Origin of the sequence: Aeromonas sp. ASNIH5 (assembly GCF_002902865.1) — a bacterium.
In the GTDB taxonomy this organism is placed as follows: Bacteria; Pseudomonadota; Gammaproteobacteria; order Enterobacterales; family Aeromonadaceae; genus Aeromonas; species Aeromonas caviae.
The window spans coordinates 839,916-864,489 of sequence record NZ_CP026122.1 but is presented as its reverse complement, the minus strand read 5'-3'; the positions used below and the strand labels follow the sequence as shown (position 1 = coordinate 864,489).

Here is a 24,574-nt window from a genome sequence, read left to right as displayed (position 1 = left end):
ATTTTGCATTGTGCCGTCTGATTACTTGGCAACGGTATCCGGGTCTGCCTCGAAGGGGTGGCCGGTTTGCTCGCGCATCAGGTTCACTTCGGCGCGGTTTTCAATCCAGTAGTCGGCGTTCTTGATGCCGAGCTTTTCCGGGTGGAACACGGGATCCAGACCCTTGGCCAGCTGTGCCTCGTAGTCTTTCAGACAGGCGAAAGCCGGCTTTTGCAGCATCAGGATGGCACCGATGTTGAGCCAGGCCATCAGGCCGACGCCGATGTCACCCAGGCCCCAGGCCAGATCGGCGGTCTTGACGGTGCCGTAGACGGTGGCAGCCATCAGCGCAATCTTCAGCAGGAAGGTGAGCCAGGGGCGGTTAATCTTGCGGTTGACAAAAGCGATGTTGGTTTCGGCGATGTAGTAGTAGGCCACGATGGTGGTGAAGGCGAAGAAGAACAGGGCGATGGCGACGAAGTAGTTGCCAAAGCCTGGCATCATGCTTTCCATGGCGGTCTGCACATAGCCGGGGCCTGCCGCGATGCCGGCGATGCCGGTGTAGAGGGCGGCACCGTCCGGACCCTGCACGTTGTACAGGCCGGTGATGAGCAGCATGAAGCCGGTGGCGGAGCAGACGAACAGGGTGTCGATGTAGACGGAGAACGCCTGCACCAGGCCCTGCTTGGCCGGGTGGCTCACCGCCGCGGCGGAGGAGGCGTGGGGACCAGTCCCCTGGGCGGCTTCGTTGGAGTAGACCCCGCGCTTGACACCCCACATGATGGCCAGACCCAGAATGGCGCCGAAGCCGGCTTCCATCCCGAAGGCACTCTTCCAGATGAGCAGGATCACGCCCGGCAGTTGGCCGATGTTCAGGGCGATGATGACGCAGGCGACGATGATGTAACCCAGCGCCATGAAGGGCACCACGGTACTGGCGAAATTGGCGATGCGTTTGACGCCGCCGAAGATGATGAAACCGAGCAGCAGCGCCAGACCGGCGGCGGTGACGTTGGGATCGATGTCAAAGGCGGTCTGCAGGCTGGAGCCGATGGAGTTGGCTTGTACGCCCGGCAGCAGCACGCCGCAGGCGAAGATGGTGGCGATGGCGAAGGTCCAGGCATACCACTTCATGCCCAGGCCCTTCTCGATGTAGAAGGCCGGACCGCCGCGGTATTCACCGTTGATCTTCTCCTTGTAGACCTGACCCAGGGTGGACTCCACGAAGGCGGAGCTGGCGCCGAGGAAGGCGACCATCCACATCCAGAACAGGGCGCCCGGGCCGCCGAAGGTGATGGCAGTGGCCACACCGGCGATGTTGCCGGTACCGACGCGACCGGCCAGGGTCATGGAGAGTGCCTGGAAGGAGGAGACACCGGCATCGTTGCCCTTGCCCTGAAACATCAGGCGTATCATGCCTTTCAAGTGACGCAGTTGCAGGAAACGGCTGCGCAGGGAGAAGTAGAGGCCTACCCCCAGACACAGATAAATGAGCGCAGGGCTCCAAATCACGCCATTGATGGCATTGACGATCTCATTCATGTACAACAACTCCTTTGTTGCGCTGTCTTGGCGAGGTCTGTGCCTCGCTGCCCTAACATTGAAATATATGGTGACCAAGGGGGTCACTCAGGATTGTGCGGGACTTTCGACTGGTTAGTCCGCGGGATTTAACATATCGGTTTGTTCAGGGCCTTCCTAGTGAAAAGTGTTGTTACTTTGTTAATTTGTGAATTGACATTAACAAATGGTGAATGGAACTGGACAAGATTCGGTACATACCCATCATCTGCCGCTTTGCCATGCCCAGAGGGCTGATTGAGGTAATGCAAATAGGAGGCCAGGAGTGGCAACAAGGGAAAACAGATACATCATTCGCCTCGCCGGGGAGGCGGATGGGGCCGGATTGACGGGGTTGTTTGCCCAGCTGGGCTACCCCAACCCAGACGGGGCGGTCAGCGCCAGGCTGGCCCAGCCCGATCCGGCGCGGGAGGTACTGGTGGCCCTGTGCGAGGGGATCCCGGTGGGGGTGCTGGTGTGGCACCACTTGCAACCCATGCACCTTGCACCAGCCTGGGGCCTGATCTCGGCGCTGGTTGTCGATGAGGGTGCAAGGGGCGGGGGCATCGGGGCCCTGCTGCTGGCGGCGGCAGAGCAGCGGGCGGCAGCCCTGGGGTGCGGCCAGCTGGAGCTCTCCAGCAGCCTCAAGCGCGAAGGGGCGCACCGATTTTATCTGGCGCAAGGGTATTGCGAGCGTCCGAAACGTTTTGTGAAAGCTGTCTGATTGGCAAGAGGAGTCCGTGTGTTCTGGTCCAGGTTGAAAGAGGTATTGGGTGGTGCATCTCCCCGGGAGCCCCGTCTCCCAGAAGAGCAGGAGTGGCGCGAGGCGCTGGCGGCGGTGCCCATCTTGCAGGGGCTTGAAGAAGAAGAGGCGCAGAAGTTGATGGAGCTGGCGCGCCATTTTCTCTCGCGCAAGACCCTCACCCAGATCGGGGTGGAACTGACGCCCCGCCAGCAGGGGGTGCTGGCCCTGCAGGCAGTGCTGCCCATCCTGCACCTGGGGTTCGATTGGTATCGAGGTTTCCACGAGGTGATCATCATCCCCGAGCCCGTGACCCGTCGTCAGGAGGTGCAGGACGAGTTCGGGCTGGTGAGCGAATTTGAAGAGGAGAACGCCGGTGAATCCTGGCCCCAGGGGCCGCTGGTGCTGGCCTGGAGCGAATTGCAGCAGGACGGGGACTGGGACGGATTCAACTTGGTGATCCATGAGCTTGCCCACAAGCTCGACATGCTGGGAGGGGATGCGGACGGTGCACCGCCCCTGCCGCGGGGCATGGATCCCCAGCAATGGACCCGGGCGCTGCAAGGTGCGTTTGACGAGATGAACGATCAGTTGACCAGAGAGGAGGTGACCGAGATAGACCCCTACGCCGCCTCGCATCCCGCCGAATTCTTCGCGGTGTGCAGCGAGAGCTTCTTCACCGATCCGTTGCGTCTGCGCGCCGTCTACCCTGCGGTCTATGACCAGTTCGCCCGCTTCTACGGCCAGGATCCCGCAGGCCGCTACCCGGCCACCCGATTGCTTGCTGGGGATCCCGGAGCGCAGGGCTGACCGGCACTGTGTCCGGGCGGCAGAAACACAAAAGGCACCCGAGGGTGCCTTTTTCGTGACAGCGATGTCGCCGGGTGCTTAGGCAGCGGCTTTGAGCTCGACGGGAGCGGCTTTCTTCTGCTCGCCGATGGGCAGCACGGTGCGACCGAACTGCTCGTTGATCACAGTGGCCATGGCCAGGTAGATGGCGCTGGCGCCGCAGATGATGCCTTCGAAACCTGCGATGGTGCCGATCAGGGTGCTGCCGGTGAAGTCACGGGCGGCCAGCAGGAAGAACAGCACGGTCAGGGAGGCGAACACGAACTGCTTCACGCGGGGGAAGTTGATGGTGCCTACCAGCATGAACAGGGTGAACATGCCCCACATCAGCAGATACCAGCCCATGTAGGCGTGGGGAGTGGCTTCGGCCAGACCCATGCCCGGCATCATCAGCAGGAACACCAGGCTCCACCAGAAGGTACCGTAGGAGATGAAGGCGGTGACACCGAAGGTGTTGCCACGCTTGTACTCCATGATGCCGGCGATGATCTGGGCCAGACCGCCATAGCACAGACCCATGGCCAGGATCATGGCGCTGATGGGGAAGAAACCTGCGTTATGGATGTTCAGCAGAATGGTGGTCATACCGAAACCCATCAGACCCAGAGGGGCAGGGTTGGCCAATTTTTCGCTCACGTGGTGTTCTCCAACAATAGAGGTGGGGTTGATAAAAGACGCGCGATTTTAGGCAGGCTCAGGGTCCCGGGCAAGGGGGGACACACAGAAATGGTAAAAAAAGAACACGAAAGTTTAAGTGGCCAACCATTCGTGCCATTCAGGTAGACGAGTGGTGAATGAAAAACGTTTTCAACGTTGCAATTTTGTATAAAAGGCACCTTGGCATGAAAGTCGGCAACGACGATGGTGACTGGGATTGGTGAGGGAAACGCGCCCCGGATGGTCGCGTCATGGCGGCTTGATTGAAAAATGAGTTCATATGCCATCAGACCAGAGTGTTTCCCTCCTGTTTGTGGCGCATCGGCCTCCCGTATCGCTTGCCATCGCAGTGTCCGTTGCGCTCCCCATTTTCTCGTCAACCCCGCGCTCGCCACCGTGTTCACTACACAAGGGCGGGGCGCTTGAGAAACCCGCAAGCGCGCCGTGTTGACTGCCACGGGCGAAAGGGGCGCAAGATTAACGGGCAGGATCAGAGGCTGCCCTTGTCAAAAAGCCAGAGGCGGGATGGGCCATGGGCCCAGATGACAAAAACCGAGACGCAAGAGGTTGGGCCAAGGGATTGCCCTGTGGCCGGAGGCTTCAACATGCAGACACGGCAGCAAGGGGGGCCAGTGAAGAGGCTACGAAATGTAAGGGGGGCGCGGGGTTGGCCCTGTGGCGTGCGCGAGAGGGTGTTCAGGATTGGCCCGATTAGACACTGTATATCTGATCGGGCCATCTATTTTGACATGCTGGATAAAGGGATAACCGGATTGTTCGGGACGGCTAGCGAGAGACATATCCTGATGGAAGGGGTCAGGGGAGGGAGCCCCTCGGGCCATGTGCCGTCGGGGCAAACAAGAGGGGCATCCGGCGGGCGCCGGATCAGTTGTCCAGGGTCAGCACCACCTTGGCTTCCTTGTCCGTCTCCTTCACCTGGCTGTCGAGCACGAAGAGGCGCTCCGGCGCGATGCCCTGGGTATCCACCAGATACTCCTTGGTGTTCTGGGCGCGGCGCATGGCGAGGTTTCGCAGGGACTTGGCGGTGATGAGCTGCTGATCCCGCAGCAGGAGCACCGCCTGGGCGCGCAGGGCCTCGCTCCCTTCATCGAGTCGCAGCCGGTCGGCCAGATCCCCGAGATCTTCGTTGAACTTGGCTTCATAAGCCTCTGCCAGTGCGGACTGCATGGCGGGATCCTGCTCCAGCAGCGTCAAATCCACCGGGCTGCCGGTGATCTTGGCCAGCAGCCGCTCAAGCTTCTGGCGCTGAAGGATGGGGCGCTCTTCGTTGAAGTTGACCTTGCCGCGGATGTTCATGCTGAGCTTGGGCCTCTCCTTGAGGGCCTGGGCGAGGGTGGTCAGCTTGGTCTGCTGTGTCGGGGTCAGGGCGGGATCGCCAGGCAGGAAGGGGAGCTCGTCGAGATCCTTGGTGCCCCCCGTCAGGGACGCAAGCAGGGAGAAGGGGGAGGTGATGGCCTTGCCGAGGGTATTGCCGAGCACGTCCCAGAAGATGTTGCCCAGGCTGAAATCAGGCTGATCCAGATTGCCCTTCACCTTGAGGTTCATCTTGATGACGCCGTTCGAATCGCTCAGCAGGGCGATGGCGAGGCCGAGGGGCAGATCCTTGGCCTGCTCGCTCTTGACCTTCTCCCCGAGTTGCAGCTTCTTGATGGTGATGTCGTTGTCCCCCTCCAGCCGGTTGCCCTGCAGCTTGTAGTTGAGCTTCATGGAGAGCTGCCCCTTGTCGATGGCATAGCCTGCATAGGTGCTGGAGTAGGGGGTGAAGGTGGTGAGCTCCAGATTGTTGAAGGCCACGGCCACGTCCAGCACGGGATCCTCGATGAGCAGGTTGGCGCCCCCCCGGATGGTGACGGGGGCGTAGCGGTCCACCTTGCCGTTGAAGGCGAGCTCGGAGCGCTGCCCCGGGGTGTTGCTGATATGGCGGCTCTGGCCGTCGAGGGAGGCGATGTCCACCACGAACTCCGGGCTCAGGCTGCGATCGGCGAAGCGCAGGTTGCCCTGGGCGGTACGGATCTGATCGATGACGATGTGCGGGGCGGGGGCGCTCTCCCTGGCGTTCGCGGCGGGTTGCGGCAGCAGCAGTTGCTGCACGTTGGTGATCCCCTCTTCGTTGATCTCGATGCGGGCATAGGGTTTGCTGAGCAGGATGTCGGCGATGCGCAGTTGCTGGCTCAGGCCATCATAGTGCAGGCCGCTCAATTGCAGATTCTCTATCTGGAGCAGGCGCTGGTTGTCGGCCCGATCCAGCACGTTGAGCCCCGCGACCTCGAGTCCACCGCTTATCTCCAGCTTGCTGATGGCCCCCTGGCGGTCGGTGACCAGGTCAAGTCTGGTGCGGCTGGCAAGCTCGCCGTCCCGCACGCTGATGCGCAGCAGATCCTGCAGGTAGGGTTGGGCCAGGGTCAGCGGCAGCCCCTGCTGGCGGATGGCGCCGTTCAGGGTGAAGGGGGTCAGCCCCAGGGTGCCGTCAAACGCCACCGTCGTCCTGGTGTCGAGGGCTGCGTTGAGGGTGAGGGGGCTGGGTTGGGCGGCCTGGCTGCCAAGGGGCCCCAGGGTGAGGGCGATGGCGGAGATTGCCCGTTTCAGGGGCTTGCCGCTGGTGGCTTCGGTCAGGGTGAGGCTGCCCTGGTCGATGCGGGTCTGCTTGAGGGCCCATTGCCAGGGCTTGGCGGGGGTGGCCGGTTGTTTGCCCCCCTTGGGGGTCTTCTGGGGGATCAGCAGGTCCGCGAGATCCAGTTGTTGCTGGTGGTCGAGGACGGCGGTGATGGCCGGGCTCTTGAGGGTGGCGGCATCGAGCTCAAGGCGCTGCTTGTTGCCATCGATGCGGATCCCGGTCAGCGCCAACTGCTTGAAGCGGGCAAATTCCTCCCCCTTGTTGCGTGTGAGCTGCCAGTTGGCCAGGGTCAGCTTGCCCTTTGACAACTGCCAGTCCAGTCCCTGCTTGCCCTGGGTGAGGCGATAGGCGAGCTCGGCGCTGGCCTCCCCTTTGGCGAGGGTCGCCTTGAGATAGGGGGCCCAGAGGGGGGCGAAGGGGGCGATGGCCACCTTGCCAAGGCTGAGGTTGCCCTTGCCGGCGCCGCTCATCATGTCGAACTCCCCTTCGGCCTTGAGGGGGCTTTTCTCGTTGACGGTGGCGCTCAGGCGATAGGGGTTGAGCACCCCCTCTGCGGTGGAAAAGCCGGGCAGGTGCAGGGTGAGCTTGTCCAGGGTGAGGGGCGGCACCCACCCCGGGCTGCTCTGCTTGCGGCTGTCCCGGTAGCTGAGCCGGCCCTGCTCGACGGACAGCTTGCCGATGGTCACCAGCACGGGCTCGGCGCTAGCTGGCGGTGTTTGCTCCGGCGCAGGGGAGAGCAGGGAGGCCAGTGCATCGGTCAGATTGAAGCGCGCCTCCCCTTTGAGATCCTCGAGGCGCACCAGATCTGCCTTGGGGGCGGTCAGGGTGGCCTCTTCCAGTACCAGGGCGCGCTGCTGCCAGCTCGCTTTCAAGGCGGGAATGAGCTTCAGCTCTTCAAATGACACCAGTGCTTGCTGCTTGTCATCGAGCAGGGCGCTGGGCCCCAGCACGAGGGAGGGGGAGCGGATCCCCACCTCTATCTTGCCAAGGGAGAGGTGCAGACCGTAATGGGTGGCAAGCCAGCCGGGGAGATGGCGCTGGATGAGGGTCGGCGCCTGCCAGAGCAGGATGGTGATGCCGATGAGCAGGAGCGCGAGAAGATAGAGGGCATAGCGCAGCAGACGAGCGGGCAGAGGCTTGAGCATGATGGTCTCCATTTGATGCGCATATGGTAGCAATTAATCGTGCCCGGTTCATGGGAAGGACTCATGAGGTGCGCCGCACTCTGACCGGGCTGGGGAATTATTGTGCGACCAAGGCCGGATTTCCCCCGTTTGCCCCACCTCGCCGCTTGCCCAAACCGCCCAGTCTGTCCGGCATGCCGTGACGGGCGATGTGGGGAACAAGGGGGTTGCCGGGTCAGGGCCTGCCACTGCGAATATCCACTGGAAAACCGGGATACCGGGGGCGAGATCCCCCCAGAGTCTGTCAATCCCCGTCGGTTTTCAAGCCGCCGAGGGAGTGGATGCAGCGCTGCTCGGCGACATCGAGCTCGGCCATCACCATCTGGATGTCCTCCAGCTGCTGGCGCAGGGAGTGGCGTCTGGCCTCGATGAGCTGGATCATGGAGTGAAGCTGCATCCGGCTGGAGCGGTCGGTGTCGTACATGTCGAACAGCTCGCGGATCTCCGCCAGGCTGAACCCGAGGCGCTTGCCGCGCAGGGTCAATTTCAGGCGGATCCTGTCCTTGTGGCTGTAGATGCGGGTCTGCCCCTCCCGGGTCGGGGTGATGAGCCCCTCGTCCTCGTAATAGCGGATGGTGCGGGGGGTGATGTCGAACTCCTGGGCCAGCTCCGAGATGCTGTAGGTCCTCTCCTTGCCACTGGCGTGTCTGGCTCTCATGGTGCGCCCTCCTGATGAGCTGGCGGGGTCCTGGCCCCGCGGCAAGGGCCGGGTTCATGATGCATGATGGCCTCCCGGGGTGCGCTGCTCGCGCTCTTGTGCTAGGTGCCGTCCCCTCCCGTGCAGGGCCTGGCCGACCCGGGAGCCGTTGGGGTGCCCCAGCAGCTCGCTCACCCACTGGCCGGTGGCGGCCAGCTGGTCGAGATCGACGCCGGTGCTCATGCCAAGGCCGTGCAGCAGATAGACCACCTCTTCCGACGCCACATTGCCGGAGGCGCCGGGGGCATAGGGGCAGCCGCCGAGCCCGGCCACCGAGCAGTCGATGGTGCGGATCCCGCGCTCGAGCGCCGGCAGCAGGTTGGCCAGCCCCTGGCCATAGGTGTCGTGAAAATGAACCGCAAGCCGGCCCGCCGGGATCTCGTGCAGTACCGCATCCAGCATGGGAGCCACGGTGCCCGGGGTGCCGACGCCGATGGTGTCGCCGAGGGATATCTCGTGGCAGCCCAGATCCAGCAGCCGCTCGGCCAGGGCGGCGACCCGTTTCGGGCGGGTCGGGCCGTCGAACGGGCAGGCGATGACGGTGGAGAGGTAGCCGCGCACCTTGATGCCGAGGCTGCGCGCCTCCTGCACCAGGGGGGCGAAGCGCACCAGGGACTCCTCCACGCTGATGCCGATGTTGGCTCGGGTGAAGCCGTCCGAGCAGGCGGTGAAGAGGCCTATCTCGTCGGCGCGGGCGGCGATGGCGGCCTGCAGACCCTGCAGATTGGGCACCAGGGCGCCATAGCGGGTCGGCCCCCTGCGCGGCAGGGCGTTGAAGAGTGCGGCGGAATCCGCCATCTGAGGCACCTTTTTGGGCGACACGAAGGCCCCCACCTCGATGCGCTGCAACCCGCTCTCGGCCAGGCGGGCGATGAGCGCCAGCCGCTGCGCCAGGGAGAGGGTGGCGGTCTCATTTTGCAGGCCGTCCCGCGGCCCCATCTCCACCAGGCTGACCTTGTCGTCCCGGCTCTCGTGCGTGTGGCTCATGAGCGCTCCTCCTGCTGCGCGGTATGGTCATCGGCAAAGCGCACCAGCACGGCGCCCTGGCTCACCTGTTCCCCCTGGCGGCACTGCAGGGCCTCAATCACCCCGTCCCGGTCTGCCTTGAGGACGTGCTCCATCTTCATCGCCTCCAGCACCAGCAGGGGTTGCCCCTTGCTGACCGGCTGGCCGGCCTCGACCTGCAGCGCCACCACGATGCCGTGCATGGGGGCCAGGATGCCCGGGACATGGCTCGTGTCGTGATCATGGTGGAGCTGATGATGCTGATCATCGAGCGAGAAGCGGATGCGTCTGCCCGCCAGGTGCAGCAAATAGGCACCCTCGCCGAGGGGCTGCACCGGATAGCGCTGCCAATGTCCACCCTGGCACAGGCGGCTCTGATCTGACCCGAGTTCAAACGGGATCTGCTCGCCCTGCCAGAGCAGGGCGCCCCCTCGCTCGGCGAGGGTGAGAGTGCGGGTTTCCTCGCCGATGCGCACCGTGGCGCAAAAGCGGCGGGTGGGGCCCAGCCGAAAGCCTGCGGCCTGCTGCTGCCAGGGGGAGGCATCGCGCTCGCAAGTGGCGAGCCAGAGGGTGGCGAGGGGCCAGGCGAGCGCCGGAACGGGCAGGGTGTCGATGGGAATGGGCCACTGGGTGTGGTGGCGCATCGCCAGCACCTCTGGCGCTTCGCACAGGCGCTGCAGGAGCGGGCCGTTGTGCACCAGAGGGCCGAGATCCAGGGCTGCCAGGGCATCGGCCAGGGTGGCAAAGGCTTCGCTGCGGCTCGGTGCGTGGGCGACGAGCTTGGCGATCATGGGGTCGTAATAGGGGCTCACCGCATCGCCGGCACTGACGCCGGTGTCGATGCGCACCCCCTTGGGCCAGGTGAGCCAGTGGATGGGGCCGCTCGCTGGCAGAAAACCGGCGGCTACGTCCTCGGCGTAGAGGCGCGCCTCCACCGCGTGGCCACGCAGCACCACCTGCTCCTGGGTGAGGGGCAGCGGTTTGCCCTCGGCCACCGCCAGCTGCCAGGCCACCAGATCCTGGCCTGTGATGGCCTCGGTAACCGGGTGCTCCACCTGCAACCGGGTGTTCATCTCCATGAAGAAGAACTCCTCCCCGCATAGCAGAAACTCGATGGTGCCGGCCCCCCGATAGGCGATGGCCTTGGCCGCCGCCACGGCCGCCTCGCCCATGGCGCGGCGCAGGGCAGGGGAGATGTCGGGGGCGGGGGCCTCCTCGATCACCTTCTGGTGGCGGCGCTGCAAGGAGCAGTCCCTGTCCCCCAGATAGATGGCGTTGCCAAGGGCATCGGCAAAGACCTGCACCTCCACGTGACGGGCGCGGGGGAGATAGCGCTCCAGCAGCACATGGTCGTCGCCAAAGGCGGCACTCGCCTCCCGCTTGACTGCCGCCAGGGCCGCGTCAAAGTCGGCCAGCTGATCGACCCGGCGCATCCCCTTGCCACCGCCGCCACTGGCCGCCTTGATAAGGAGCGGGAAGCCCACCTGGCTCGCCTGATCGCGCAAAAAGTCGGGATGCTGATCCGCGCCGTGATAACCGGGCAGCACGGGGACGCCGGCTGCCTGCATTAGCCCCTTGGCCCCCGACTTGTCCCCCATGGCGAGGATGGCGGCGCCGCTTGGGCCGACAAAGCGCACGCCCCGCTGCTCGCAGGCGGTGGCAAAGTCGCTGTTCTCGGACAGGAAACCGTAGCCCGGGTGGATGGCGTCGGCATTCGCCTCTTTGGCAATCTTGAGCACCTTGCCGGTGTCGAGGTAGCTCTCCCGGGCAGGGGCCGGCCCCAGATGCCAGGCCTCGTCGGCTTCGCGCACATGCATGGCACGGGCGTCGGCGTCCGAGTAGAGGGCGATGGTGTGAATGCCGAGGCGCCGTGCTGTCTTGATGATGCGCACGGCGATTTCACCGCGATTGGCGATCAGCAGGCGCTTGATGGGAGTGTGATGGGTCATGCTGCCTCCCTGTTGTTCAAGGCGCACAAGTGCGAAGCGTGTTGATCCACACTCCCGTTATATTGACCACAGTTGGCGATCAGCAGGTGCTTGATGGGGTGGTATTGAGTCATGCTTCGTCCTTGAAACGGGGGCGCCAGGTTGGGGGGCGTTTGTCGAAGAAGGCCTGGATCCCCTCCTGGGCCTCGAGACCGACCCGTACCCGGGCGATGGTCTCGACGGTCTGCTCTTCGTGCTGGTGGCCTGGGCGCCCTTCGAGGGCGGCCAGCAGCCGCTTGGTCTCCTTCATCGCCTGGGGGCCGTTGCGACACAACCGCAGGGCCATGGCGCGTCCCTCCGCCAGCAACTGATCAGGCTGGCTGAGCCTGTGCACCACGTTGAGTCGGCAGGCGGTGATGGCATCGAAGGGCTCTGCGCTCAGCATGTAGCGGCGGGCCTGGCGCATCCCCATGGCGCGCACCACGTAGGGGCTGATCACCGCAGGCACCAGTCCCAGGGTCACCTCGGAGAGGCAGAAGCGGGCATTTTCGCTGGCCAGCACGATGTCGCAGGCGCAGATAAGTCCCAAGGCTCCGCCGTAGGCGGCCCCCTGCACCAGGGCCACCGTGGGGAAGGGCAGCTCGTCCAGTGCCTGCATCAGGTGGGCCAGCACCCGGGCGTCCTCGCGATTCTTGTCAAAGGCGCGGGGGTCGAATGCCTCCCCGGCCATCTTGCGCATCCACTCGAGATCGGCGCCCGCGCAAAAATGCGGCCCCTCGGCGCGCAGCAGCAGCACGTGGGGGCGGTCGGCCAGCGGCTGGCCGTGGGCCAGCTCGTCGAGGCAGTCGAGCAGCCCCTGCATCAGGTCGGCATCGAGGGCGTTGTGACGGGCCGGGCGGGCGAGCACCAGCTCGATCACCGGGCCGTGGCGCTCCAGGCGAAAATGGGCAAGGGGATCGTTGAAGAGCGGGTCTGACATATGAACTCCTTACATCCGGAAGATGCCGTACTGCCCGGGGCCCGGCTCGGCCCCCTGGCAGGCCGCCAGCGCCAGGGCCAGCACGGTGCGGCTCTGGGCCGGGTCGATGACGCCGTCATCCCACAGGCGAGCACTGGCGTAATAGGGGTGACCCTGGCGCTCGTACTGCGCGATCACCGGGGCGCGAATGGCGGCCGCCTCCGGCTCGCCCAGAGTCTTGCCCTCGGCGGCCAGCTTGTCCCGGCGCACCTGCACCAGCACCCCGGCCGCCTGCTCGCCCCCCATGACGGAGATGCGGCTGTTGGGCCAGCTGAAGAGAAAATCCGGTTCATAGGCGCGCCCGCACATGCCGTAGTTGCCAGCGCCGAAGCTGCCGCCGACGATCAGGGTGATCTTGGGCACCCGGCTGCAGGCCACGGCGGTCACCAGCTTGGCGCCGTGCTTGGCGATCCCCTCTTTCTCCGCCGTACTTCCTACCATAAAACCGGTGATGTTTTGCAGAAACAGCAGCGGGATCCCCCGCTGGTTGCAAAGCTGGATGAAGTGGGCTCCCTTCTGGGCGCTGTCGCTGTGCAGCACGCCATTGTTGGCGAGGATCCCCACCTGCATGCCCTCAATGCGGGAAAAACCCGTCACCAAGGTAGTGCCGAACAACGCCTTGAATTCGTCAAACACAGAGCCATCCACCAGCCGGGCGATCAGTTCTCGTGCGTCATAGGGGCGCTTGAGACTGGTGCCCACCAGGCCGTAGAGCTCCTCGATGGGGTAGTGCGGCTCATCATAGGAGGGAGCGGATGGGGCGGGTGACGCCGCCGTCTGGTTGTCCCCCAGGTTGCTTACCAGGGTGCGGGCGATGGTCAGGGCATGGGCATCATCGCGAGCCATGTGATCCGCCACCCCGGAGTGGACGCAGTGCACCTCGGCGCCGCCCAAGGCTTCTGCGCTGATCTCCTCGCCGGTGGCGGCCTTGACCAGCGGTGGCCCCGCCAGAAAGAGGGTGGCCTGTTCCCTGACCATGATCGACTCGTCCGCCATGGCGGGCACGTAGGCACCCCCGGCGGTACAGAGCCCCATCACCACCGCCAGCTGGGGGATGCTCTGGGCCGACATGCGAGCCTGGTTGTAGAAGATGCGGCCAAAATGCTCCCGGTCGGGGAACACCTCGTCCTGCATGGGCAGGAAGGCGCCGCCGGAATCCACCAGATAGAGGCAGGGGAGGCGCAGCCGCTCGGCAATGGCCTGGGCGCGCAGGTGCTTTTTCACCGTGAGGGGGTAGTAGGTGCCGCCCTTCACGGTGGCGTCATTCACCACCAGCATGCACAGGCGCCCCGAGACCCGGCCGATGCCGGTGATGAGGCCGGCGGCGGGCACCGGTTCGTCATAGACCTGCCAGCCGGCCAGGGCCGAGAGCTCGAGAAAGGGGGAACCCGGGTCCAGCAGCTGGTCGATGCGCTCCCGGGGCAGCAGCTTGCCACGGGCCTGGTGGCGGGCGTTGTTGGCAGCGCCCCCGCCCAAGGCTATCTCCTCCAGGCGGGCATTGAGATCGTCGACCAGGGCCTGCATGGCGGCCCGATTGGCCTCATAGTCGGGGCTCGCGGTGTCGAGGCGGGAGTGGATCCTGCTCATGCGCTCTCTCCCATCAGCTCGCGACCGATGAGCCAGCGGCGGATCTCCGAGGTGCCGGCGCCGATTTCGTAGAGTTTGGCGTCCCGCAGCAGGCGGCCGGTGGGGTATTCGTTGATGTAGCCGTTGCCGCCGAGCAGCTGGATGGCATCGAGGGCCATCTGGGTGGCGTTCTCGGCGGCAAACAGGATGGCGGCGGCGCAATCCTTGCGGCTGGTGCGGCCCTGATCGCAGGCGCTCGCCACCGAATAGACCAGCGCCCGGCTGCTGACGAGGCGGGTATACATGTCGGCGAGCTTGCCCTGCACCAGCTGAAACTCGCCGATGGCCTGACCGAACTGCTTGCGCTCGCGCACATAGGGCAGCACCACGTCCATGCAGGCCTGCATGATGCCAAGGGGGCCGGCGGCCAGCACCACCCGCTCGTAGTCGAGCCCGCTCATCAGTACCTTGACCCCCCCGTGTAGGGGGCCCAGCAGGTCCTCCTGCGGCACCCGGCAGTTGTCGAACACCAGCTCGCAGGTACTGGAGCCGCGCATGCCGAGCTTGTCGAGCTTCTGGGCGGTGGAAAAACCGGGAGTTCCCGCCTCGACGATAAAGGCGGAAATACCTTTGGGCCCTGCAGCGGCATCGGTCTTGGCATAGATGACGAAGGTGTCGGCATCGGGCCCGTTTGTGATCCACATCTTGTTGCCGTTCAGCACGAAGTGATCCCCCTCGCGCACCGCGGTGAGGCGCATGCTCACCACGTCGGAGCCAGCGCCCGGCTCGCTCATGGCCAGCGCCCCCACGTGTTTGCCGCTGACCAGATCAGGCAGGTATCTCGCCTTCTGATCAGGGGTGCCGTGGCGGTGGATCTGGTTGATGCAGAGATTGGAGTGGGCGCCGTAGGAGAGGCCGACCGAGGCGCTGGCGCGGCTCACCTGCTCCATCACCAGCACATGGGCCAGATAGCCGAGGTTCACCCCGTCATACTCCTCCGCCACCGTGATGCCGTGCAGCCCCAGCTCACCCATGCGGGGCCAGAGATCCCGGGGGAAAGCGTTGCTCTGATCGATCTCGCTGGCGCGCGGTGCGATCACTTTCTGGCAGAAAGCCTCGACCTGTTCGGTCAGGGCCTGGAGGGTTTCATCCATCAGGGCATGCATCCGTGCTCTCCTTGGTGCAGTGGACTGCCGATTTCCCCTGCCATCAGGGTGATGACTGGTCAGTCCATTCGTGATTCAAGTTTACGTTAGCGTAAACGTAAGTGACTTGTTAGTCTAAGGTAAATTCGATGGCAGCCCGTCGCAAGGGCTACCCGGGTAGATGAGCGCAAGGAGTGAACAGGATGTGCAACAGCAACATGGATGTGGCCGGCCTGCAGTGGCCTGCCATCGCCTGCCAACGGGCTAGGAGGGGGGCATGAGCCAGCATCACACCCAGTACGGGGATCTGCCGCTCTACATCGGTGGCGAGGCGTGTCCGTCCGCAAGTGACGAGTGGATAGAGGTGACCAACCCGGCGGATCAGCATCTGCTGGCGCGGGTGCCTAAGGCTACCCCGGCCGAGATCGAGCACGCGGTACGTACCGCCCACGACGCCTATCTGCTGTGGCGAGAGGTGCCGACCTCCGAGCGGGCCCGGGTGATGTTCAACTACCAGCATCTGTTGAAAGTGCATCACGACGAGCTGGCGACCCTGCTGGCCCAGGAAACCGGCAAGAACCTGGCGGATGCCAAGAGGGATGTGTGGCGCGGCATCGAGGTGGTGGAGCAGGCCTGCGCCATTGCGAGCCAGACCCTGGGGGAGACCATGGGCAACGTGGCGCGCCGGGTGGATGGCCACTCCTGGGTGCAGCCCCTCGGGGTCTGCGTCGGCATCACGCCGTTCAACTTCCCGGCCATGATCCCGCTGTGGATGTTCCCGCTGGCGGTGGCCTGCGGCAACGGCTTCGTGCTCAAGCCCTCCGAGCAGGATCCGCTCACCCCCATGCGCCTGGCCGAGCTGTTTACCGAGGCGGGGGCCCCCAGGGGCATTCTGTCGGTGGTGCATGGCGGCGCCGAGCAGGTGGATGCGCTGCTGGCCCATCCCGATGTCAAGGCAGTCAGTTTCGTGGGCTCGGCCCGGGTCGGCGGCCACGTCTATCGCAGCGCAACGTCACAGCTCAAGCGCGCCCAGTGTTTTGTCGGCGCCAAGAACCACATGGTGATCATGCCGGATGCCAACAAGGCGCAGGTACTCGGCAACCTCGTGGGAGCGGGAGTCGGCGCCGCCGGTCAGCGCTGCATGGCCATCAGCGTGGCGGTGTTCGTGGGGAGCGCCAGGGAGTGGATCCCCGAGCTCGCCGCCGAGTTCGCCAAGGTGAAACCCGGCGTCTGGCACGACCCCGAGGCCGCCTACGGTCCCCTCATCAGCCCGGAGGCGAAAGTCAGGGTGGAGGGGCTTATCGAGGCGGGGATTGCCGAGGGAGCCGAGTGCCTGCTGGACGGCCGTTTTTGCGACGTACCCGGCTACCCGGTGGGCAACTGGGTGGGACCGACCCTGTTTCGCGGCGTGACCCCCGAGATGCGCATCTACCGGGAGGAGATCTTCGGGCCCGTACTGGCCTGCCTCGAGGTGGAGAGCCTCGACGAGGCGCTTGCCCTCATCAACGCCAACCCCTACGGCAACGGCACCTCCCTCTTCACCGGCTGTGGCGCCGCCGCCCGCAAGTTTCGCCACGAGGTGGCGGTGGGCCAGGTGGGGATCAACGTGCCCATCCCGGTGCCGCTGCCGTTCTTCTCCTTTACCGGCTGGCGCGGCTCCTTCTACGGGGATCTGCACGCCTACGGCAAGCAGGCGGTGCGTTTTTACACCGAGACCAAGACGGTGACGGAGCGCTGGTTCGACGAAGACATTCCCAGCGGCCCCAATATGACCATTCAGCTGCGCTGACGGCAGGGGTTGCCCACTTTGCCCGGGTGCCCCCATTGACAGCAACGGATCGACGGAACAAATACAAAGGAAGCGAACAAGATGGATTTTACCCTGACCGAATCCCAACGGGCCTGTGTCGAGTCGGCCGGCGCCTTCGCCGATCTGGCGCTCAAACCCCACGCCGCGCGCTGGGACAGGGAGCACGAGTTCCCCATCCCCACCATCAAGCAGGCGGCGGCGCTGGGCCTGTGCGGCCTCTATACCCCGGAGCAGTATGACGGTCTGGGCCTGAGCCGGCTCGATGCCAGCCTCATCTTCGAGCGCCTCGCCATGGGCTGCACCTCCACCACCGCCTATCTCACCATCCACAACATGGTGAGCTGGATGCTGGGTAGCTGGCTGCCTGCCGAGGTGGCCGAGGAGTGGGTACCGAGGCTGGCCAGCGGCGAGCTGCTGGGATCCTACTGCCTCACCGAGCCGGGGGCGGGCTCCGACGCTGCGGCCCTCAAGACCCGCGCCGTGCGCGATGGCGAGGATTACCTCCTTGATGGCAGCAAGGTGTTCATCTCGGGCGCCGGCAGCACCGACGTGCTGGTGGTGATGGCCCGCACCGGTGGCGAGGGGGCCAAGGGGATCTCCGCCTTCATGGTACCGGCCCAGACCCCCGGCGTGAGCTACGGCAAGGCGGAGGAAAAGATGGGCTGGAACAGCCAGCCGACCCGGGAGGTGAACTTCAATGCCGTGCGCATTCCCGCTCGCTTCCGGCTGGGGCAGGAGGGGGAAGGGTTCAAGTTCGCCATGCAGGCGCTCGATGGGGGGCGCATCAACATCGCCAGCTGTTCGCTGGGCACCGCCCAGCAGGCCCTGGACGACGCGTTGGAGCACGTGCGCCAGCGTCAGCAATTTGGACACCCGATCAGCGAATTCCAGAGCGTGCAGTTTCGCCTGGCCGACATGGCCACCGAGCTCGCCGCCGCCCGCCTGCTGGTGCGCCAGGCGGCCGCCAAACTCGATGAGGGCAGCCCGGACAAGAGTGCCTGGTGCGCCATGGCCAAGCGTTTTGCCACCGATGTGGGTCACCGCGTTTGCGACAACGCCCTGCAACTCTTTGGCGGCTATGGTTATATCCGCGAGTATCCGCTTGAGCGCTATCTGCGCGACACCCGGGTGCACCGCATTCTGGAAGGGACGAATGAAGTGATGCGGCTCATCATCGCCCGCCACCTGCTGGCCGACCCCGGCCTGTCGCTGGAGTAGCGGGAGGGGCCTGCTCTGAGGACGCAGTCGGCTCGTCCTCATGCTTTGTGAGCCAGGTGCAGGTTGGCTCCATTCAACCCTGTCATCATGGGGCAGTTTTTTTGACAAGGACAACGCAATGACAAGGATCAGGCTCGAATATCACGGCCACGTGGCCTACATCACCCTCGATCACCCACCCGCCAACACCTGGACGCTCGCCAGCCTGAAAGCCTTCTTGCAGATGATGGTGGAGCTGGATGGTCGCCCCGACGTGGTGGCCCTGGTGATCCGCGGTGCCGGAGAGAAATTCTTCTGCGCTGGCGCCGATCTCAAGATGTTCGCCGACGGCAGCCTGGCGCATGCCCGCGAGGTGGCCGAGGCTTTTGGCCACGCCTTCGAGGCGCTGGCCCGCTTTCACGGGGTCAGCATCGCCGCCATCAACGGCTATGCCATGGGAGGGGGGCTCGAAGTCGCGCTGGCCTGCGACATCCGCATCGCCGAGCAGCAGGCCAAGCTGGGGTTGCCGGAGGCCTCGGTGGGGCTCCTGCCCTGTGCCGGCGGCACCCAGCGCCTCACCGAGCTGGTGGGGCCGGGCTGGGCCAAGCGGATGATCCTCTGCGGCGAGAAGGTGAGCGCCACCCTGGCCTACGAGATGGGGCTGGTGGAGGAGGTGGTGACCGAGGGGCACGCCTGGGAGGCGGCGCAGCAGATGGCCCAGCTGGTGGAGCGCCAGAGCCCGAGCGCCCTGCGCGCCTGCAAACAGCTCATCAATCAGGGGCGAAGCACCCACAGGGACGCGGCGCTGCCACTCGAGCGCAGCCTCTTTCTCGCCCTGTTTGACGATGCCAACCAGCGCGAAGGGGTGGCGGCCTTCCTGGAGAAGCGGGCCCCGCGCTGGCGTTACGACCAATCCAAACCGAAAGAGTGAGGGAGTGAAGGAGTGAAGGATGAATGAGGTAATGATGGCGACCCGCCATGTCGCAGGGGCAGATACCCGGTCTGCGGGGGCCGACCATGACTGAGCCCGTGCGCATCGAGACCCGCCCCACGGCGGATGGCCGCCACATCGGCATGCTGACTCTGGACAGCCCCGCCTCCCTCAATGCCCTGAGCCTTGAGATGATCCAGTTGTTGCAGGGGGCGCTGACCCGCTGGGAGCAGGATCCGGCCATCGTCTGCGTGTTGTTGCAAGGGGCCGGTGAGAAGGCATTCTGCGCCGGTGGCGACATCCGCTCCTTTTATTACCGCAAGCAGGAGGGGAACGAGTCGGCACTGTTTGGCTATGCCCGCGATTTCTTTCTGCAGGAGTACCGGCTCGATCACCACATCCACTGCTACGGCAAGCCCCTTGTTTGCGTGGCGGACGGCATCTGCATGGGGGGGGGGATCGGTCTCTTTGCCGGGGCCGGGTTCCGGGTGGTGACCGAGAAGAGTCTGTTCGCCATGCCGGAGGTGACCATAGGCCTCTATCCGGACGTGGGGGCCAGCTGGTTTTTGAGCAGGATGCCGGGGCGGCTCGGACTCTGGCTCGGCCTCACCGGGGCCCGCTTCAACGGGGCGGATGCCATCGGCCTGGGGCTCGCGGATCATGCCATGGGGAGCCGCGAGCTGGCGGAGCTGCCGGCGCGCCTCGCCGCCCTCGACTGGTCCGCAGGCGACCCCGGCGAGCAGATCGAGGCGCTGCTCACCGATTTGCAGGAGGTCCCTGGTCAGGCATTGCCGCCTCCCGAACTGCTGCCCCACCAGGCTTGCATCGATGCGCTGTTGGCTGGCCGCTCCCTGCAAGGGGTGCTGGCACGCCTCGAGGGCACCGAGCTGGATGAAGCGGCGCTGGCTCAGGGGTGGGAGACCTGCCAGAGCGGCAGCCCCATCAGCCGCGCCATTCTCTGGCGCCAGTTCTGGCAGGCACGGCGCCAGTCCCTGGCCGAGGTGTTTGCCGACGAGTTGGCCCTCTCGGTCAACTGCGTACTCAAAGGGGATTTTGTGGAAGGGGTACGGGCCCTGCTCATCGACAAGGACAAATCACCCCGCTGGCAGGCCCCGCAGGCGGGGGAGGCCTGGCTGGATGTCTTCTATCGCTGGCCCGAGGGTGACAACCCCTTGCGCCCCCGCTGACATGCGATCACACACAAGGAGCACACAATGACAAGGATTGGGTTTATCGGGCTTGGCAACATGGGTGGCCCCATGGCCGCCAACCTGGCCAGGGCGGGGCACAGGGTGCAGGTGTTTGATCTGGTGGCCGAGAGCCTGAACCGCGCCATCGAGGCCGGCTGCATCGCCGCCGGCAATGCCCGGGAGGCGGTGAGCGGCTGCGAGCTGGTGATCAGCATGCTGCCGGCGGGCGAGCATGTGCGCAGCCTCTGGCTGGGGGAGAGTGCCGGTGAGCGGGGCGGGCAGGATCTGCTGGCGGCCCTGCCGCCCGGCGCCCTGGTCATCGACTGCTCCACCATAGACGTGGCCTCGGCCCGTCAGGTGGGGGCGGCGGCGCAGGCGCGCGGCATCCGTTTTCTCGATGCCCCCGTCTCGGGGGGCGTGGCCGGCGCGGCGGCGGGCACCCTCACCTTCATCGTCGGTGGCGAACAAGCGGATTTTGAGGCGGCCAAACCCGTGCTCGCCTGCATGGGGCAGAACCTGTTTCACGCCGGGGCCCTCGGCGCCGGCCAGATAGCCAAGATGTGCAACAACATGCTGCTTGCCATCCACATGGCGGGCACCGCCGAGGCGCTGGCGCTCGGGGTCAAGGAGGGGCTGGATCCCGCCGTGCTCTCCACCATCATGGGCAAGAGTTCGGGCAACAACTGGAGCCTCGAGCGCTACAACCCCTGGCCCGGGGTGATGGAGAACGTGCCGGCGTCGCGTGGCTATCAGGGGGGCTTCATGACCCGGCTGATGGTCAAGGATTTGGGGCTCGCCATGGCGTTGGCGGAACATGCCCACAGCGCCGTGCCCATGGGGGCCCTGGCCCGCAACCTCTTCAACCTGCACGGGAGCCAGGGCCATGAGAACAAGGATTTCTCCAGTATCCTCGAGCTCTATCGGGATAAAACTGCGCCGGGTTAAGGGCCGTTATCTACCTATTTACCCGATAGTCTTTGACTCGACAGTCACCGGCCATCTCACCAGGAGCATTTATGGATATCACACGGAAAGTCATCGCCATCACGGGGGCGGGCAGGGGGCTAGGCCGCGCCATCGCCCTGAGTCTGGCGGAGCAAGGTGCCGTGCTTGCACTCATCGACGTCAACCGCACCGATCTGGAGGTGACCGAGGCGGAGGTGCGCAGCCGTGACGGCCGCTGCGCCCTGTTCGTCTGCAACGTGGCAAGCGAGCCGGAGGTCGAGGCGACCTTCGCCGCCATCAAGGATCAGTTGGGGGCCCTGCACGGCCTCGTCAACTGTGCCGGCATCCTGCGCGACGGCATGCTGATCAAGGTGAAGGAGGGGGCACTGACGGAGAAGATGAGCCTGGCCCAGTGGCAGAGCGTCATCGACGTCAATCTCACCGGCACCTTCCTGTGCGGGCGCGAGGGGGCGGCGCTGATGGCCACCGGCGGGGAGGGGGGCGTCATCATCAACATCTCCTCCATCGCCCGGGCCGGCAACATGGGCCAGAGCAACTATGCCGCCAGCAAGGCGGGGGTGGCCTCTCTGGTGGTCACCTGGGGGAAGGAGCTGGCCCGTCACGGCATCCGGGTGATGGGCATCGCCCCCGGCGTCTTTGCCACCGATATGACGGCGGCGATGAAGCCCGAAGCCATGGCCCGCATGCAACAGGCCATCCCGGTGGGCACCCTGGGGCAGGCGGCGCAGTTGGCCCAGACGGTGCAGTTCATCCTTGCCAACGACTATCTGTCGGGGCGGATGATCGAGCTGGACGGCGGCTTGAGGCTCTAGTCCCCCCTGCATATACCCTCTCTGACGCCCCTCCTGCAGGGGCGTTTTTGCAGGGGAAAGGCCCCAGTGCAAGGGTGCATAGCCATGCAGGTCCGGCTTTTGAAAAGCGGGGCGGCATCATGGAAAGTCGTGAAATATCAACGGGTCTTTCTTAATTTGAACCAGCTCACAGGCACCCCGGGTCAGTGCTGTAAAATTGCGCGCGGTCAAGGCGGCTTATGATTGACGGCAAGAGGGATTGCGGCCGGAATAGTCATGCAATATAGTTGCCGCCTTTTTCACGGGGTATGGATTTCTAGCCCCTCCCATGTCGCGCGCTGTATGAATACGGATGCTCAGCCGCCGCCTAATAAAACAGGTTTGAGATGGACAAGAAACTGGGGCTGGGTGCCCTCATTTCGCTGGTGATCGGCTCCATGGTCGGTGCCGGGGTTTTCAGTCTGCCGCAAAACATCGCAGCGCACGCCAGTGCCGGGGCCGTCGCCCTGGGATGGGCCATCACGGGGATCGGCATGATCTGCCTCGCCCTGGTCTACCAGAATCTCTCCATGCGTCGACCGGATCTCGATGGCGGCATCTTCAGCTACGCCAAGGCGGGGTTCGGGGATTTCGTCGGCTTCAACGCCGCTTGGGGTTACTGGCTGTGCCAGCTGCTGGCCAACGTCTCCTACGCCATCGTGGTGTTCAGTGCCCTGAGCTACTTCTTCGACACGCCGGACAATGTCATCTTCGGTGACGGCAATACTCCGGTCGCCATCACGCTCGCTTCCCTGCTCATCTGGTCGGTGCATGCCCTGGTGCTGCGCGGCATCCAGGTGGCGGCGCTGGTGAACATCGTCACCACCATCGCCAAGATGGTGCCCCTCATCGTCTTCTGCGTAGCCATCCTGCTCGCTTTCAACATGGAGACCTTCACCCTGGATCTCTGGGGGCAGGGGAGTCCCGAGCTCGGCTCCGTGATGGATCAGGTCAAGTCCACCATGAAGGTGACCCTCTGGGTCTTCATCGGCATCGAGGGGGCCGTGGTGGTCTCCGCCCGTGCCCGCCATCGCAAGGACGTGGGCCGCGCCACCGTGCTGGCGCTGCTCGGCGCCCTGGCGCTCTACGTCATGGTGACCCTGTTCTCCCTGGGGGTCATGAACCAGCCGCAACTGGCGGCCCTCAAGAACCCCTCCACCGCCATGATCCTGGAAGCCGTGGTCGGCCCCTGGGGCGCCTGGCTCATCAACATCGGCCTGGTGATCTCGGTGATGGGGGCCCTGCTGAGCTGGACCGTGCTGGCGGCGGAAGTGCCCTACATCGCGGGCAAGACCGGGGTCTTCCCGGCCTGGTTCGCCAAGGAGAACAAGAACGGCTCCCCCAAGGTGTCGCTCTGGTGCTCCACCTGCCTAGTGCAGATCTTCCTCATCATCATCTACTTCCAGAACAGCACCTATCTGGCGTTGGTGAACATCGCCACCTCGGCGGCCCTGGTGCCCTATGTCTTCTCCGGTGCTTACGGCCTCAAGCTGGCGTTGAAAGGGGAGACCTACGCGGGCCAGCCCCATCAGCGCAAGCGCGACCTGCTGTTGGCCCTGGTGGCCACCGTCTATGGCTGCTGGCTGGTCTATGCCGCCGGGGTGGAGTACCTCTTGCTGGTGGCGCTGCTCTACAGCCCGGGGATTTTCATCTACTGGAAGGCGCGCCAGCACCACGGCCTGCGCGGCCTCAACCGGCTGGAGCAGGGGATGACGGCAGCCCTGCTCGGTTGCGCCGTGCTGGCGTTCTACAAGGTGATGGACGGTACCATTCCCCTGCATTAATCGGCACAATAAAGGGATGGCAAGATGCCATCTCTTTTTTATGGATAATGGCGGTCAAGTTGACCGCTGTTTCATTATTGAAGGAATGTTTATGCTGTTTGTGGGCTATCTGGTGTTGGGCGCCTTCGCGGGCATGCTGGCCGGGCTGTTCGGTATCGGCGGCGGCCTCATCATCGTCCCCGTGCTGGTCCTGAGTTTTCACGCACAGGGCGTGGCGCCGGAGATCATCACCCATCTGGCCCTCGGCACCTCGCTGCCCACCATGATCTTCACCGGTTTCAGCTCCCTGCGTGCGCACCAGGAGGCAGGAGCGGTAGACTGGGGGATGATTCGGCGCCTGGGCGCCGGCATGCTGGTCGGTGCCTGGCTCGGCGGCATGACCGCCAACCTGCTCAGCGCCAGCACCCTCAACATCATCATCGGCTGCTTCGCCTGGACCATGGCCCTGCAGATGGGGCTCAATTTGAGGCCAAAAGCGGAGCGACACATGCCGGGCCCCCTTGGTACCGGGGTCGCGGGCACCGTCATCGGCTGGATGTCGGCCTTGTTCGGCATCGGTGGCGGCTCGCTGACCGTGCCTTACCTTACCTGGAATTCGGTGCCCATGCGCAACGCCGTGGCCGCCTCCGCCGCCTGCAGCATGCCCATCGCCCTGGCAGGCAGCCTCAGCTACCTCTATGCGGGTTGGGGAGACGCCGATCTGCCCGAGTGGAGCGTCGGATTCATCTATCTGCCGGCCCTGCTTGGCATCGTGCTCACCAGCACCCAGTTTGCCCGTCTGGGCGCCAGACTGGCACACAGAATGTCACCCCGGCGGCTCAAGCAGGCCTTTGCCCTGCTCATGTTGCTGGTGGGTGCCAAATTCATGCTCTTTAGCTGAACCCTTGGCCAGATTGTTGAA

The 24,574-nt window shown here is 64.8% G+C and carries 19 protein-coding genes; 10 read left to right on the top strand and 9 right to left on the bottom strand.

Going from position 1 to position 24,574, the window contains the following annotated elements; all coding sequences use genetic code 11:
• Positions 1 to 21 precede the first annotated feature (21 nt).
• Positions 22 to 1,521: an alanine/glycine:cation symporter family protein gene (locus C2U30_RS03865; RefSeq protein WP_043156472.1), complete on the bottom strand. Its 1,500-nt coding sequence runs from the start codon at positions 1,519 to 1,521 to the stop codon at positions 22 to 24.
• Positions 1,522 to 1,849: 328 nt separating this feature from the next.
• Between C2U30_RS03865 and C2U30_RS03860 the strand changes: the two genes are divergently transcribed.
• Positions 1,850 to 2,263, top strand: a complete 414-nt coding sequence (locus C2U30_RS03860) for a GNAT family N-acetyltransferase (protein ID WP_029314462.1) — start codon at positions 1,850 to 1,852, stop codon at positions 2,261 to 2,263.
• A gap of 18 nt (positions 2,264 to 2,281) precedes the next feature.
• Positions 2,282 to 3,091 (top strand): zinc-dependent peptidase, encoded by an 810-nt coding sequence (locus C2U30_RS03855; protein ID WP_069651179.1) that lies wholly within the window; start codon positions 2,282 to 2,284, stop codon positions 3,089 to 3,091.
• 78 nt (positions 3,092 to 3,169) lie between these two features.
• Here the strand turns inward: C2U30_RS03855 and C2U30_RS03850 are convergent, their stop codons facing one another.
• From C2U30_RS03850 to C2U30_RS03815, 8 genes are all read right to left on the bottom strand, one after another.
• Positions 3,170 to 3,766 carry an acetate uptake transporter gene (locus C2U30_RS03850; protein WP_069651183.1) on the bottom strand — a complete coding sequence of 199 codons (597 nt, stop codon included), beginning with the start codon at positions 3,764 to 3,766 and terminating at the stop codon, positions 3,170 to 3,172.
• Between the two features lie 906 nt (positions 3,767 to 4,672).
• Complete coding sequence (locus C2U30_RS03845) at positions 4,673 to 7,579, bottom strand: DUF748 domain-containing protein (protein WP_199767337.1); 2,907 nt, start codon at positions 7,577 to 7,579, stop codon at positions 4,673 to 4,675.
• A 271-nt stretch (positions 7,580 to 7,850) separates the two neighbouring features.
• Complete coding sequence (locus C2U30_RS03840) at positions 7,851 to 8,264, bottom strand: MerR family transcriptional regulator (protein WP_103243207.1); 414 nt, start codon at positions 8,262 to 8,264, stop codon at positions 7,851 to 7,853.
• A gap of 54 nt (positions 8,265 to 8,318) precedes the next feature.
• Positions 8,319 to 9,290 carry a hydroxymethylglutaryl-CoA lyase gene (locus C2U30_RS03835; protein ID WP_103243206.1) on the bottom strand — a complete coding sequence of 324 codons (972 nt, stop codon included), beginning with the start codon at positions 9,288 to 9,290 and terminating at the stop codon, positions 8,319 to 8,321.
• Complete coding sequence (locus C2U30_RS03830) at positions 9,287 to 11,257, bottom strand: acetyl/propionyl/methylcrotonyl-CoA carboxylase subunit alpha (protein WP_103243205.1); 1,971 nt, start codon at positions 11,255 to 11,257, stop codon at positions 9,287 to 9,289. Before C2U30_RS03830 ends, C2U30_RS03835 begins: the two co-directional genes overlap by 4 nt.
• A gap of 109 nt (positions 11,258 to 11,366) precedes the next feature.
• Positions 11,367 to 12,215: an enoyl-CoA hydratase-related protein gene (locus C2U30_RS03825; RefSeq protein WP_048207575.1), complete on the bottom strand. Its 849-nt coding sequence runs from the start codon at positions 12,213 to 12,215 to the stop codon at positions 11,367 to 11,369.
• A gap of 9 nt (positions 12,216 to 12,224) precedes the next feature.
• The gene (locus C2U30_RS03820) at positions 12,225 to 13,841 is read right to left on the bottom strand and encodes a carboxyl transferase domain-containing protein (protein ID WP_103243204.1); all 1,617 of its coding nucleotides are present in this window, start codon (positions 13,839 to 13,841) and stop codon (positions 12,225 to 12,227) included.
• Complete coding sequence (locus tag C2U30_RS03815; RefSeq protein ID WP_103243203.1) at positions 13,838 to 14,986, bottom strand: isovaleryl-CoA dehydrogenase; 1,149 nt, start codon at positions 14,984 to 14,986, stop codon at positions 13,838 to 13,840. Before C2U30_RS03815 ends, C2U30_RS03820 begins: the two co-directional genes overlap by 4 nt.
• Positions 14,987 to 15,242: 256 nt before the next feature.
• On the opposite strand from C2U30_RS03815, the gene C2U30_RS03810 reads away from it, so the two are divergent.
• The 8 genes from C2U30_RS03810 to C2U30_RS03775 all read left to right on the top strand — a co-directional run bounded on the left by C2U30_RS03810 (position 15,243) and on the right by C2U30_RS03775 (position 24,553).
• The gene (locus tag C2U30_RS03810; RefSeq protein WP_103243202.1) at positions 15,243 to 16,754 is read left to right on the top strand and encodes a CoA-acylating methylmalonate-semialdehyde dehydrogenase; all 1,512 of its coding nucleotides are present in this window, start codon (positions 15,243 to 15,245) and stop codon (positions 16,752 to 16,754) included.
• Between the two features lie 81 nt (positions 16,755 to 16,835).
• Entirely contained in the window at positions 16,836 to 17,993 is a 1,158-nt protein-coding gene (locus C2U30_RS03805; protein WP_103243201.1) for an acyl-CoA dehydrogenase family protein, read from the top strand.
• A gap of 118 nt (positions 17,994 to 18,111) precedes the next feature.
• Positions 18,112 to 18,903: an enoyl-CoA hydratase gene (locus C2U30_RS03800; protein ID WP_010674596.1), complete on the top strand. Its 792-nt coding sequence runs from the start codon at positions 18,112 to 18,114 to the stop codon at positions 18,901 to 18,903.
• An 86-nt stretch (positions 18,904 to 18,989) separates the two neighbouring features.
• The gene (locus C2U30_RS03795) at positions 18,990 to 20,090 is read left to right on the top strand and encodes an enoyl-CoA hydratase/isomerase family protein (RefSeq protein ID WP_103244643.1); all 1,101 of its coding nucleotides are present in this window, start codon (positions 18,990 to 18,992) and stop codon (positions 20,088 to 20,090) included.
• A 27-nt stretch (positions 20,091 to 20,117) separates the two neighbouring features.
• Positions 20,118 to 21,038 carry a 3-hydroxyisobutyrate dehydrogenase gene (gene mmsB / locus C2U30_RS03790; RefSeq protein ID WP_103243200.1) on the top strand — a complete coding sequence of 307 codons (921 nt, stop codon included), beginning with the start codon at positions 20,118 to 20,120 and terminating at the stop codon, positions 21,036 to 21,038.
• Between the two features lie 71 nt (positions 21,039 to 21,109).
• A complete protein-coding gene (locus C2U30_RS03785) occupies positions 21,110 to 21,871 on the top strand; it encodes an SDR family oxidoreductase (protein ID WP_103243199.1) in 762 nt (253 codons plus the stop codon).
• Between the two features lie 365 nt (positions 21,872 to 22,236).
• Positions 22,237 to 23,673, top strand: a complete 1,437-nt coding sequence (arcD, locus tag C2U30_RS03780) for an arginine-ornithine antiporter (protein WP_103243198.1) — start codon at positions 22,237 to 22,239, stop codon at positions 23,671 to 23,673.
• A 91-nt stretch (positions 23,674 to 23,764) separates the two neighbouring features.
• The gene (locus C2U30_RS03775; protein ID WP_103243197.1) at positions 23,765 to 24,553 is read left to right on the top strand and encodes a sulfite exporter TauE/SafE family protein; all 789 of its coding nucleotides are present in this window, start codon (positions 23,765 to 23,767) and stop codon (positions 24,551 to 24,553) included.
• Positions 24,554 to 24,574: the final 21 nt, after the last annotated feature.

Excerpts from the sequence above, each read along its gene's own strand:
- C2U30_RS03865 (WP_043156472.1), bottom strand. The coding sequence starts at position 1,521 with ATGAATGAGATCGTCAATGCCATCAATGGCGTGATTTGGAGCCCTGCG.
- C2U30_RS03845 (WP_199767337.1), bottom strand. The coding sequence starts at position 7,579 with ATGGAGACCATCATGCTCAAGCCTCTGCCCGCTCGTCTGCTGCGCTAT.
- C2U30_RS03840 (WP_103243207.1), bottom strand. The coding sequence starts at position 8,264 with ATGAGAGCCAGACACGCCAGTGGCAAGGAGAGGACCTACAGCATCTCG.
- C2U30_RS03835 (WP_103243206.1), bottom strand. The coding sequence starts at position 9,290 with ATGAGCCACACGCACGAGAGCCGGGACGACAAGGTCAGCCTGGTGGAG.
- C2U30_RS03830 (WP_103243205.1), bottom strand. The coding sequence starts at position 11,257 with ATGACCCATCACACTCCCATCAAGCGCCTGCTGATCGCCAATCGCGGT.
- C2U30_RS03825 (WP_048207575.1), bottom strand. The coding sequence starts at position 12,215 with ATGTCAGACCCGCTCTTCAACGATCCCCTTGCCCATTTTCGCCTGGAG.
- C2U30_RS03820 (WP_103243204.1), bottom strand. The coding sequence starts at position 13,841 with ATGAGCAGGATCCACTCCCGCCTCGACACCGCGAGCCCCGACTATGAG.
- C2U30_RS03815 (WP_103243203.1), bottom strand. The coding sequence starts at position 14,986 with ATGCATGCCCTGATGGATGAAACCCTCCAGGCCCTGACCGAACAGGTC.
- C2U30_RS03810 (WP_103243202.1), top strand. The coding sequence starts at position 15,243 with ATGAGCCAGCATCACACCCAGTACGGGGATCTGCCGCTCTACATCGGT.
- C2U30_RS03805 (WP_103243201.1), top strand. The coding sequence starts at position 16,836 with ATGGATTTTACCCTGACCGAATCCCAACGGGCCTGTGTCGAGTCGGCC.
- C2U30_RS03800 (WP_010674596.1), top strand. The coding sequence starts at position 18,112 with ATGACAAGGATCAGGCTCGAATATCACGGCCACGTGGCCTACATCACC.
- C2U30_RS03795 (WP_103244643.1), top strand. The coding sequence starts at position 18,990 with ATGACTGAGCCCGTGCGCATCGAGACCCGCCCCACGGCGGATGGCCGC.
- mmsB (WP_103243200.1), top strand. The coding sequence starts at position 20,118 with ATGACAAGGATTGGGTTTATCGGGCTTGGCAACATGGGTGGCCCCATG.
- C2U30_RS03785 (WP_103243199.1), top strand. The coding sequence starts at position 21,110 with ATGGATATCACACGGAAAGTCATCGCCATCACGGGGGCGGGCAGGGGG.
- arcD (WP_103243198.1), top strand. The coding sequence starts at position 22,237 with ATGGACAAGAAACTGGGGCTGGGTGCCCTCATTTCGCTGGTGATCGGC.
- C2U30_RS03775 (WP_103243197.1), top strand. The coding sequence starts at position 23,765 with ATGCTGTTTGTGGGCTATCTGGTGTTGGGCGCCTTCGCGGGCATGCTG.